This window comes from Nonomuraea sp. LP-02 (genome assembly GCF_036289125.1).
In the GTDB taxonomy this organism is placed as follows: Bacteria; Actinomycetota; Actinomycetes; order Streptosporangiales; family Streptosporangiaceae; genus Nonomuraea; species Nonomuraea bangladeshensis.
The window spans coordinates 7,471,189-7,483,552 of record NZ_JAXCLK010000001.1 but is presented as its reverse complement, the minus strand read 5'-3'; the positions used below and the strand labels follow the sequence as shown (position 1 = coordinate 7,483,552).

4 protein-coding genes are annotated in these 12,364 nt (G+C 67.8%); 2 read left to right on the top strand and 2 right to left on the bottom strand.

The window, feature by feature from the left end; genetic code table 11:
- Positions 1-46: 46 nt before the first annotated feature.
- Together SMD20_RS35120 and SMD20_RS35115 are read left to right on the top strand one after the other, a co-directional pair.
- Positions 47-3,559, top strand: coding sequence for a WGR and DUF4132 domain-containing protein (locus tag SMD20_RS35120; RefSeq protein ID WP_329589556.1), 3,513 nt, complete (start codon positions 47-49; stop codon positions 3,557-3,559).
- A gap of 762 nt (positions 3,560-4,321) precedes the next feature.
- Complete coding sequence (locus SMD20_RS35115) at positions 4,322-4,576, top strand: hypothetical protein (protein WP_329589555.1); 255 nt, start codon at positions 4,322-4,324, stop codon at positions 4,574-4,576.
- A 1,029-nt stretch (positions 4,577-5,605) separates the two neighbouring features.
- Here the strand turns inward: SMD20_RS35115 and SMD20_RS35110 are convergent.
- The gene (locus tag SMD20_RS35110) at positions 5,606-5,995 is read right to left on the bottom strand and encodes a hypothetical protein (protein ID WP_143082409.1); all 390 of its coding nucleotides are present in this window, start codon (positions 5,993-5,995) and stop codon (positions 5,606-5,608) included.
- A 151-nt stretch (positions 5,996-6,146) separates the two neighbouring features.
- Positions 6,147-12,317, bottom strand: a complete 6,171-nt coding sequence (locus tag SMD20_RS35105; RefSeq protein ID WP_329589552.1) for an RHS repeat-associated core domain-containing protein — start codon at positions 12,315-12,317, stop codon at positions 6,147-6,149.
- Between the last annotated feature and the right edge of the window lie 47 nt (positions 12,318-12,364).

Sequence of the window (12,364 nt, the reverse complement as noted above, 5' to 3'; positions counted from 1 at the left end):
ATACTCGCCGCTGTCGATCAAGAGGCAGCAGGGTGGAGGTATCGGCATGAGCGTGGAGCGCACGCTGACGTTCGTCGGCGAGGGTTCGGCCAAGTTCTGGGCGGTTCGCCAGGACGGCGCGGAGCTGCACATCCGGTATGGACGGCTGGGCGCGGCCGGTCAGACGCAGGTCAAGTCGTTCGGCTCGGCCGCCGTCGCCACGGCGGCCGCGGACAAGCTGGTGGCGGAGAAGTTACGCAAGGGCTACACGGAGGACGAAACGGCCTCCTCGCCGCAGGCGACTTCCCCTGCAGGCGCCGGCAGCGTTGAGGACGAGGACCGGCTGACGTTGCCGCCCGCCTGGTTGCGCGCTCTCCACCCCCGGCGGGGCGGAGCGAAGGTCTCCGTGAAGCGGCCGGACCCCGGCGCGCCCGAGAAACTGGCCGCCGAGCTGGACGAACGCCGGAAGGCGCTCGCCGACATGGTGGCGAAGTGCCCGGATCCTGAGCTCGCGTCCGCGGGCGCGGCGTACCTGGCAGGGGATCCCGCCGGCACACCGCTGGGCGCAGCGGTGGTCGCCAAGGCGGTGGCCGTGTCCCTGTCATGGGCCGAGCGCGAGATGCTGTCCCTGTTCGCCGAGACCTGGCTGACCGAACGCGGCCCGGTGTTCGCGGCGGTGGCCGTGACCGAGCTGGCCTCGCTGGGTCACCTCCTCGACGGGGGCACCTGGACAATCCGGCAGCTGGCCGACGGCGAGGCCTCCAACCAGTGGCACGACTGGACCTCCACCCAGCAGATCGACGCCCGGGTCCGCGCCGCGCTGGCCGCCGCGTCCGACGCCGAGTACGCCGAGGTCGTCGCCGCGCTCGCGGTGAGCCGCGAAGGCGGGCTCCACCACCGCGTTGCGGCCTCCTACCTGGCGCCCACCGAGACCGGCTGGGTCACGGCCGACTGCGCCGAGGTGAGCCAGGTCCTCCCGGCTCTCGCCTACCGCCTGATCGCCGCCATCAGCACGCCGGAGCACGCCGAGCTGATCACGGATCACGTGCGCGGTTCCTACCTAGGTGACTCCCTCGCCCTGCCCGCCACGGTCGTCGACGGCATGGGCGAGGCGGCCGTGCCGCTCCTGGCCGTCTGGGTGGACCACGCCTACGGCGCGGACACCCGGAAGCGGCTGTTGGACGTGCTCGCCGACCTGCCGTACGACCCGGCGATGCGGGCGCTCCTCGACCGCATCGAGCAGAAGTACACCCAGCCGGCCTTCCTGCGCGCGGCCTCCCGCTTCCCCCGCCGCGCGATGCGGATGCTGGCCGAGTCCGGCGGCAAGGTCGTGGACCTGCTGCTACGCGCCCATGTGGCGGCCCATCCCGACCTGGTGGACGAGGTGCTCGCGAGCCTCGGCGACGGCGCCGCCGCCGAGCGCATCAACACGATCATGAACGCTGAGACCGTCGCCGCCGCTCCGCCGGAGGCCCTGCCCGAGGTGCTGGTCAGCCCGCCCTGGACCCGCCCGCGCAAGGCACGCAAGGTGGTCGTGGTGAACGGCCTGGCCTGCACCGACGAACCGGCCCTCGTATGGGCGCCGGGCGAGCAGGACAACTGGCGTTCCCCCCGGGCGGGTGAAGGTTCATGGGATCGGACCTGGCGCCGGAGCTGGGAGGACACCGCCCGCGAGATCGCCAAGGGCCAGAACGGCTCCTGGCGTGACGAGATCGCCCTGTTCGTCGCCGGGCCCGAGGAACTGGCCGCGCCGCTGATCGGGAAGTGGCGCCCCGCCGACCTGTGGGGGGCGGGCGACTGGATGCCGAGGGTGGTGGCCAGGTTCGGGCCGGCGGCGCTGCCCATGGTGCTCGACAGCGCCCGGCGCGCTCCCAGCTCGGTCGCCGCGTCGCTGCTGCCGTTCGCGGCGCCGGAGGTCGCCGTGCTGATGGCCGAGTGGCTGGCCCGACTGAAGTCCGTACGCGCCACCGCCCTGGCCTGGCTGCACCGCCACCCCGGAGCGGCCGCCAGGGCACTGATCCCGGCGGCTCTCGGCAAGCCCGGCGTAGCGAGGCTCCGGGCCGAGCAGGCGCTGGCGGCGCTGGTCGCGGGCGGCCACCGCGACACCGTGGCCGAGGCCGCCGCAGAGTACGGGCCCGCCGCCGAGGCCGCGATCGCCGACCTGCTCGTGGCCGACCCGCTCGACACGCTGCCCGCCAAGATGCCCGTACTGCCCGAATGGACGGAGGTCGCGATCATGACCCCGATCCACCTGCGCGGCGGCGCGGGCGCGCTGCCTCCCGAGGCGGTACGCCACGTGATGACGATGCTGGCGATCTCCAAGCCCGGCGACCCGTACGCCGGGCTCGCCGTGGTCAAGGACACCTGCGACGGCCGCAGCCTCGCCGACTTCGCCTGGGCGCTGTTCCAGCGCTGGCAGGCGGCCGGCTACCCGTCCAAGGAGGGCTGGGTGATGGACGCGCAGGCGCTGCTCGGCGACGACGAGACCGTACGGCGGCTGACCCCGCTGATCAGGACCTGGCCGGGCGAGGGCGGGCACGCGCGTGCGGTCACCGGCCTGGACCTGCTGGCCTCCATCGGCTCCGAGGTCGCGCTGATGCATCTGCACGGCATCGCCGAGAAGGTCAAGTTCAGCGGGCTGAAGAACCGGGCCAAGCTGAAGATGGACGAGGTCGCCGCCGAGCTCGGCCTGACGCCGCAGGAGCTGGCCGACCGGCTGGTGCCCGACTTCGGCCTGTCCGCCGACGGCAGCCTGACCCTCGACTACGGCCGCAGGCAGTTCGTGGTGGGCTTCGACGAGCAGCTCAAGCCGTACGTGGCCGACGCCTCGGGCAAGCGGCTGAAGAACCTGCCCAAGCCGGGCGCCAACGACGATCCGGAGCTCGCGCCCGCCGCCTACCGGCGCTTCGCCGGGCTGAAGAAGGACGTGCGCTCCGTGGCGGGGGATGCCATCCATCGCCTGGAGCAGGCCATGGTGAACCGGCGTCGCTGGAGCGCCGGCGACTTCGGCCGGCTGCTCGTCGGCCACCCGCTGCTCTGGCACATCGTACGGCGGCTCGTATGGGGGCTGTACGACCCGTCGGGCCAGCTCACGGGCACCCTGCGGGTGGCCGAGGACCGCAGCTTCGCCGACGTCGAGGACGACCCGCTGACGTTGCCCGAAGACGCCCTCGTCGGCGTGGTGCACCCGCTGGAGCTGGGAGATGGCCTGGCCGCCTGGTCCGAGGTGTTCGCCGACTACGAGATCCTGCAGCCGTTCCCGCAGTTGGGCAGGGAGACGTACGAGCTGGATCCGGCGCTGGTGGCCGAGATCGAAGCCGCCAAGATCCCCACCCGCGCGGTGATCGGCCTGGAGCGGCGCGGCTGGCGGCGCGGCGCGCCTCAGGACGCCGGCTGGCAGGGCTGGATCGAGCGGGACGTACCCGGCGGCAGAACCATCACGATCGGCCTCGACCCGGGCATCGCGATCGGCTACCTCGACTTCGCCGACGAGCAGACCCTGGTGGAGCTGGGGCTCGACGGCCTCGACCCGATCACCACCTCCGAAATCCTTCGAGACCTGAGAGACATCACCCGATGAACGAACACGCCCAGCCGGCCCCCCGCCGAGATCCGCTACGCCGGCGAGCCGGCCAGGCTGCGGGAGCACGACACCGGCCGACGCCCTCAAGACCTGGACGCCTACGACTCCTACCTGCGCAAGCGGCGGAAGGAGGAGTGCACCAACGCCGAAACCCTCTACCGAGAACTGCAGACTCTGGGCAATCGCGGCAGCCGCACCACCATCCGCCAGTACATCCACCCCTGGCGCACCGCAACGCCTCCCCCGCCGACCCCAGCGCGCACGCCCACCGTCCGGCAGGCCACCGGCTGGTTGACGAGGCACCACCGCGCAGAACCTGGACCGCGGGCTCACCCTGCCCTACAACTCCGGGCCCGTCGAAGGCCATGTCAACCGGACCAAGATGCTCAAGCGGCAGATGTACGGCCGCGCCCACCCCGATCTCCTGCGCAAACGCATCCTGCTGACCAAATGACCGGGGCCCGATCACGAGGTATGTGCCTGATCCAGAATTCGAGTGTCGTCGACAGCCCGGTCTTTCGGGTCCGTCGCTTTGGCCACGTTTCCGCTGGCACGAGCCCTGCGCGGGCAGCCGCCTCGGGAGCGCGATCCTCCTTCCCTGAGGAGAAAGAACCTGTGCGTGGGTATAGAGAACTACACCGTAGTCAGGAGCGATGCTCGGCACGGGAATCAACAATCTGTCACTGTGTGCTCACACAGCGGGATCTCGGCAGCTCATCGCCAGGGATCCCTTCCTTCGCTGCCACAAGGTAGGGAAACGTGGACACAGAAGCACACCTCCTCGACCTGATATCGCGGGTGCGGGCACTCGAAGCAGGCGTGCAGATCAGCGACGCCCTCGTCGTCACGATGATCGGCATCGCCCAAGTGATGACCGACATCACCGAGCTCCGGACCGAGACCAGACAAGATTTCGCAGCTCTTGTCGACGAGGTGGAAGGGCTCCGGCGACACCTGAACGAGTACCTCGGCCCCACCCGATCCGAGATACCGCACCAGCCCGGCTCCCCCTAGAACCAAGATGAACGGTCGCTAGACAGCCAGAGGCTCAGCCGAAGCCGCCGACCTACACTCGAAGGCTCAGGCTGAGCCCAGCCCATTTGAAACACGGCCCAAGAGGCTCTCGCCGAAGTGCCCAATCCACGTCGAGCAGCACTGCATATCGCCCCATCAGCGGACAAACGGGACTCGGAGTTGCTTGAGCTCTCCTAAAGCGGGTGCCGCAGGTTCGAATCCTGCCGGGGGCACTCACCTAGATCAGCATTTCAGGCCCCTGACCTGCGGTTTCACAGCCGCAGGTCTTTTGCTTTCCGGACCTCGGTAGGCAGCCAACGGTGCCCGCATGCGGCCGTAAGACCATGATCACGGGACATGTGGGGGATGATCTTGGAGGGATTCCCCCAGGTCAGCCCCTAATTCCGGGTCATCCGCGCAGCCGACAACCCGCTACGACCGCCCCCGCATGCGGGCAACACAGCCGTCGATCGCGCCAAACATGTACATGCAGCCCGGAGCGTCATCCGGCCATCGCTCTTGAGGACATCGGCATCCTCCTGCCCTTGGCCGGGCAAGGCTCAGATGTCAGCAGCGCGGTGTCGTACCGCGGAGAACAAGCCCAAGGACTTGCCGGCCCTGCCGCCACAGTTGCAGGGCGCGCTCACGAGGGCAGCCATCCTCGGAGGCATCGCCCTGTCCATCCTGAGCTTCGGCCCTGAGCCCGAGAAGGCGGCGGATCCGCTCGGGCCATCGCTGGGGCGACAACCGTTGTGGCCCGGTGAGGGGTTCGCCAATGAGCCCGCCTCCGAACCGGAGCGGTACTCCGGATCTCCAGAAGGACCGCGCCTGCCTGGAAGCACCGGGTTCAATGTCTTGGAAACATATTCGATCTGCTCGGCGGCGGACCAAGCGAGGCGTGAGAGAGCGACTCGACGATCCTCCCGATCGCCACCGAGGGGGTGATCGAAAGATCATCCATGCCGAAGCGGCGCGCTGGAGGTCCCCGTTCGATCGGGACTGTAAGAGCGGTCGACCGGGCCCACCCTGTTAAATGTGATCATGAGCCTGAAACAGCCACGACTGTGGCGCAAGGCGCAACGACGACGCCTGGGGTTGCCACAGCAGCTCGGGCATGTGCGGCTCTGCAGTAGAGCCGTTGAGGAAGAAGCCCTCCCATTCTGTACCGGTGTCCGGAAGACGGCTGTCGACGACCAGCCCCAGTGAGGCGGTGTCGGTGACCGCCAGCCAAAGGACGGCGGCCACGGCGCGGTGGGCCTCATCCGTGGTCAGGCCATCCAGGTCGAACTCGACCACGACCATGCCGCCGTGGGTCGACACCGACGTCAGGACGTCGGTATCGACGTTGATCCACAGCTGCAGTGTGAGTGGCCGAGGCAGGTTCACCTCGGTCAGGAGAGCATCGAGGGTGGTCTCCACCGGTCCGCACTCGGCCAGATACCGTACCCCACCTGTCTGCGGATGCGTGAGCCGCAAACCGTAGGACGTCAGCCGGCCGAGTGAGCCGAGTAGGACTGCCAGGGACTCGGATCGCCGAACCCACAACACTTCTCCGAATCCCATGGCCTTCCTAGCGAGTGAATTGCACGACGTTCTTGGCGCCGAGGATCCGCATCGCCGCCTGGATCACCGACAACGGAGTGCCCACTTCGAAGTAGGCAATGGCGCGGACCCCTTCCGCGTCGGCAGCGTACTTGAGGATGGAGAGCTTCTGGCGGAGCTTGTTGATGTTCTTGGCCTTGGCCGGCCCGCCCACGGCGATCCATTCGCCGTTAGGGCCGATCACATCCACGTCGGTGGAGCCCACACCGGGGCGGACGACCTTCATGCCCTGTTTGCCCGCCGCGCCGGAGACGTGTCCTCCCGTCAGTTCGGCAACGGCCTGCTCACGAGCTGCGCCGATGTCGACGCCGCAGTGGTTCGTGGGGTTGTTGTCGTTGTGGACGAGAATGTCGGTCTTACCTGCTGCAACATGATATGTGTGAGGACCGGCGACGGTGAGGTTGTGGACCCGTTGCCTGCCGGAGGTCCACTTCTCGATCGCCGTCACTTGGACTCGCGTGCCGGCACTGGTCCGGAGCCAGGTCCCTGGGCGCAGTTGGGAGGCTTGCGCCCAGGTTCTCGCATCATCGATCCAGAACGGGTGCTCAGCGGTCGCGATCAGCACACCAGCCGTACTGTCCCGGTCGCCGTCGGAGACGGTGATCCTCACCAGGTTCTTGGCGCCGGAGCTGGTGATCAGGGCCAGCACCGGCACCGATTCTGTCCGGCCGGTCACAGGGTCGGCGGCGATGACTTGGTCACCGACTTTAACCTCTTCTATTGGTTTTTCCCGATTGTCGGCCATCACCACCTTGGTTCCAGGTACGAAGCTGCTACAGGCCTTACGCAGGACATCCTCCGCAGCCCGCGCCCTGGATCTCGCGGCCTGAAGACGGTCCTTGGCTCGAAGCCAATTCTTGAAGGCACTGATGGCATCACCTGCGTGCTTCCAGATGGCCTTGCCTAATTCGTAGGCTTTTTTCCACTTCCACGGCAACGAGTACTTGACCGCCAGCTTCCCGGCCAATCCGCCCGCCAGAGACCCGAGGATGTTGAGCGCCGTTTCTCCGCAGGCGCCTAAATCTCCGGAAGTGAAGCACTTGATGCCGGCTGTAATGCCCAACTCGTCAGCCGCGATCTTGGCAATGGCCAACAGCGAGTCCAGCAGGGCCTTGACCTGTCGGTCCACCTCCGCCTGCGCCGCGCGGGCATCGGCGTCGGCCTGCTGCTTGCGCTTGAGCTTGCAGGCGACGCTCTTGGGCTGAGCGCAGACGTCTGCCGGACGAGCATCGGTGATCGGTCTCAGACCGCTGGGGTCGGACAAGCCGACGGGGTTGCTCGCGGCGTAGGAATAGGGGTTGGTCCATTGGGGCTTGTCAAGATTAAGCACGGGATCGGTGGTGATGAACCGGCCGATGGAGGGGTCGTAGTAGCGGGCGGACAGATAGTCGAGTCCGGTCGAGGCGTCCTCGACCTTGCCGAGGAAACCACGATCGGTGAACGGCAGATCGTCGATGCCACGGCGCTGCCCGTATGGTTTGTACCGCTCTCGGGTGACCTGACCGGTGCTCGCGTCAATGGCCATCTGGGTGGTGCCGTGCAGGCCTGAGGCCATGTAGGTGACGCCCGTGCCGTTCCGCACGGCCACTACGGCGCCGTCAGGCCCGCTGTAGTAGCGGGTGGCCTTGACCACTGCGCCGGTGGCCTTCACCTCCATCGACCCGAGGTACAGCGTCCGGGAGCCGTCGGGATCGCGGCGGATCAGTCGCTCTCCCTCGGCGTCGTAGACCATGGAGGTTTCCTGGCCCTCCGTCACGACCTTGTCGAGTTGGCCCAGAGCGTCCCAGGTGAAGGCGGACTGCTTGTTGTCGACAGTGCGGGCGGTCAATCGGCCTGCCGCGTCGTAACCGTAGGAGTCCGTACGGCCCTGCCTGGTGATCGAAGTGACCGCATTAGGACGAACCGCTGAGGCGCCTGCGGCCGGATAGCCATAGGTGGCAGTGATCCCGTCGTCTGTGACCGATGTCAGGTTGCCGAGTGCGTCGTAGGCGAAGGCCTGACTGTAGGGCTCTGTTCCTTGGTTGTCGGGGCCTGCCGTACACGAGGAACTGGTCATGGTGAACGCAGCGGTCAGCCGGTCCAGCCCGTCGTAGGCGAAACATTCGGACTGGCCGCCAACAGAGTCCTCGATACGGGTGATCTGACCACCGGTGTTGTAGGTGACGCGATCATCTTGGGCGAGTTGAGAGCCGGAAACCGTCGTCATGCGGCTGAGCCAGCCAGTGCCCTCGTCCCACGCGAAGGTACGCTTGATCTGGGCGCTGGCGTTGTAGGAACGTTCGTTGAGTCGGCCGGTGGCTGAGTAGCTGCTTTCCTTGACGTACGTGGCGCCGCCCCCGTAATCGGAGGTCAGCGAGTGCGGCATGCCCAGGTCGGTATAGCCGAAGGCGAGCGTCTCCGCCGCCAGGTCGCCCTTGGCCGGCATACGCTGCTCGATCAGGTGTCCCGCGCTGTCGTAGCGAGCGGTGAAGGTGTACTCGCCGGCCAGCGGCCCCTCGGTCTGCGGGATGGTCAGCTTGGTCTCGGTGGCCTGATAGGACTCGTCGTAGGCGACCACCGCGTCCACGTACGGCTGGCTGCCGTTGAACCTGGTTGACGACGTCAGATAGCCCTTGGCGACGCTGTCGAAGGACCATTCCGCGAGCTTCGTCCCGGTCTGAGGTTCTCCGGCCCACTGACTGATGCGGCGGCCGAGATCGTCGTAGACGTTCGACACCTTGGCACCATTGCCGTCCAGTCCCCACAAGAGGCGGCTCGCGGCGTCGTAGCCGTAGGTGGAGGAGCCCGCATCAGGATCGGTCGCGGCAGTACGGCGGCCGAGCCAGTCGTAGGTGAAGGTGCGGACGTTGCCTTTCGCGTCAGTGATGTTCGTGAGCTGACCGGAGGCGTTATAGGTGTAGGTGGTGTCGTGGTGAGTGGAGGAATCCTTCCACTCCTCGGTCTTGACCGTACGGTCGAAGACATCAGTGACAGTAGCGGTCTTGCCGCCGACCGGTGGCGTCACCTCCACACGGTCCAGTCCCGGATAGGCCGTGGTCGTACGCCGAAGCTCCGCGGCGAGATGGTGATCGATGACCGCGGTCGGACGCTCCATGCTGTCGTACACCGTCTTGGTCCACGACGGGAGCGCGGTGAGGGCGGGGTTGAGCAAGCCACTGCCGGGAGCCGCGCCGTTGTGCGTCGGCTGGGACGTGGTGGCGGTTAGCCCTCTGGCGTCGTAGGTGGTCGCCACTACGATTCGCCCACCAATCGGTGAGGCGGTCTGCGTCTCGCGGGGACGTCCGAAACCGTCGTCGTAGGTGTAGGTCGACACGTATGTCGTGCCACGCAGCAGACGTCGCATGGTGGTCTTGGCCGCGGCGGTGGGCTGGCCCAGGTTGCCGTCGAAGGGGATCTCGTAGCCGACCGTGGCGGTCGGCACGCCGCCGGCACGTGACTGGCCTGGCTGCCACAACGTGACGGTCCTGCCGAGCGCGTCGTAGTCGATCTCGGTGGTCTTGTTGTTGGCGTCCACGACCTTCGTGGGCAGGCCGTTGCGGTGCGAGGTGAACGTGGTGACGGCGTGGCCGAGAGGGTTGGTGACCTTGGCGCCCTGGTGGGGCCAGCCGACGGCCGGGGTGTAGGTCGTGGTGGTGATCTTGCCCATCGGGTCGGTGGCGGTCAGCGGGCGGCCGTAGTCGTCGAAGGTGTTCTTGGTGACCGAGATCGACGTGGCGCCGGCGTAGGAGCGCGTCTCGGTGATGTTGCCGTCGGACGGGGTGTTGGTGGCCGGGTCGGTGCCGCCGTCGTACAAGGTGATGGTCTTGCCGATCAGCGTTCCTGAGGTGCAGCTGTCGCCGGAGCGCTTCTCCACCACCGAGGGCAGGCTGGTGATGCCGTTGGCCGGGTTGCGGGCGTAGGTGGTGCTCGTGCAGGTGTTGTCGGTGCTGACGGCGGTGTCGCCGTAGTCGTTGACCGTGGTGGGCTGGCCGTCGCTGTTGTAGGCGGTGCGCTGGTCGCTCCAGCGCCAGGTGCCGCCGGTGACCAGCTCGCGGGTGCGTTCGCGGGTGCGGTGCACGAAGGCCGGGTCCAGGACGCCGGGGCCGGTGCCGGTGGAGGCGACCTGGTACTCGTAGCGGGTGGATTCGGCCTCGGTGTAGGCGCGCGGCTCGGTGGCCGTCAGTTTCCAGGTCTGCTCCTGCAGGAGTTGACCCTGCAGGGCGCGGGAGTCGGTGACGGTGGTGCCTTCGAAGGTGGTGATGGTGGCGCCGTCGATGCCGCGGTAGAAGGTGTCGGAGGTGACGGTGTAGCCGTTGGGGTCACTGCCGGAGCCGCGGGTGGTGCGTACGGTGCCGTAGCCGCGCCAGTCGCTGCTGCCTGGAGCGAGATCGGGCTGGGCGAAGGCGACCGGGTTGGTCCAGCGCGGGCCGCCGAGGTAGTCGTAGCTGGTGACCATGTCGGGCGAGCCGGCGACCAGGTCGCGTTCGGTCACCTTCATGGCCAGTTGCTTGAAGAAGCGGCCCCAGCTCTCGTAGCCGATCTCCGGGTTGGCGTCGTAGTCGACGCGGTAGCAGTCGCCGGTGGCGTCGGATAAGTAGTTGGTGCCGTCACGGCCCTTGCCACCGCCGCACGGGTCGGCCTGGCCGTAGGTGACCTCGATCCGGCCGCCCATGCCGTTGCCGATCCCCGTGACGCGGGGCACCATGCGCCAGGACAGGAAGTCGGTCCAGTCCGACCAGTTGTCGTAGTCCATGCGGCCCGCGACCATCGTCGCATCGAAGCTGACCGGGGGCAGCTTCTGCGAGCTCGTGCCGGCCAGGCCGGTCTGCTGCACGCTGTCCAGCCACAGCACCGGGTCGTAGGCGGGGCCGAAGTCGGTACGGGTGTAGATCCACCGGTAGCGGAAATCGGTGCGGGTGTTCGGCTCCCAGGCACCGGAGGTGGGGTTCTTGGACTCGGTGAGGATCGAGTCGAGTTTGCGGGTGGAGTAGAACGCGACCGCGTCGTTGGTGGCGCAGGTCGGGCCGCAGTTCAGGTCGGTCGGCACGTCCAGGCCGCCGCGGTCGGAGGTGGTGAACGTCATCCGCGAGGTCGGCGTGCTGCCGGCGACCTGGGTGTTGTGGCCGTAGCTGATCTGCTTGAGGAAGCCGCCCCGGTCGTACGGCAGGACCTTGTAGGTCTCGTAGTCACAGCCGGGCATGCAGAAGTAGTTGGTCTCGCGCTCGTAGGAGTAGTCGATGACGTTCTCGTTGGCGTCGATCGACTGGTCCAGGTTCCACCGCCACACCCCGGCGCAGGTCGGGGGGATCATGTCGTTGAAGTACCGGTCCGCGCAGGGCTCGGCGCGCTGGTTGCCGATGTACTGCAACTGCCACTGGGCGTCCTTGTTGTAGCCGAAGCGGTGCACCTGGCCGTCGGAGGAGGTGACCTTCCAGTACTCCAGGCCGTCGGCGCCGCCGGTCAGCTGCTCGATCTTCCAGCCGAAGTCCGGCACCGTCTTCCACAGGCCGCTGGTGCGGTCCTTGACGATCGAGGCCGAGCGGCCGGCCAGGTTCAGCACCAGCTCCGACTGGGTGTAGTCCTTGGTGACGTCGGTGGCCAGCTCGTCGGGCGACTCCCAGCACACGGCCGGGCCGTAGGGGCCGTTCTCGTCGGCGTACCAGATCAGGTCGGCGGTGTTGGGGTCGTACTCGTTCCAGGCCGTGCAGCGGCGGTACTTGCGTTCGATGAACCCGGCCGACAGGTTCCAGCCGATGCCGACCACGCCGGACTGGTTGTTGGTCCAGTGACCCTCGCCGTCCACCGAGGAGGCGTCGTACTGCAGCGACAGGTTCGGCCCGTTGCCCACCGGCGACGGCGCCTCCGGCAGCGGGTAGTCGTAGGAGAAGCCGCCGCCCGAGGTGCCGGCCTGCCAGGTGCCGGACGGCTTCAGGTCGGTGGCGCCGAAGTTGCCGTCCGGGCCCGTCATGCCGGCCGCCAGCACGTACACCGACCCGGACGTGAACGTCTGCGCCGCGTTGGACGTGGCGTCCTTGCCCGTCTGGCTCTTGGGCAGCGTCAGCGGAGCAGTCTTGCCGGTGGCGGGGTCGACATCGACGTCGGCGGTCAGCGTGCCGGTCTTGACGTCGTTGTGCGCCTTGACCTGCTGCGGGCGGACCACGCAGTCGCGCGGGCGCGGGGTCGTCAGTGCGCACGCCGGCACCCGTA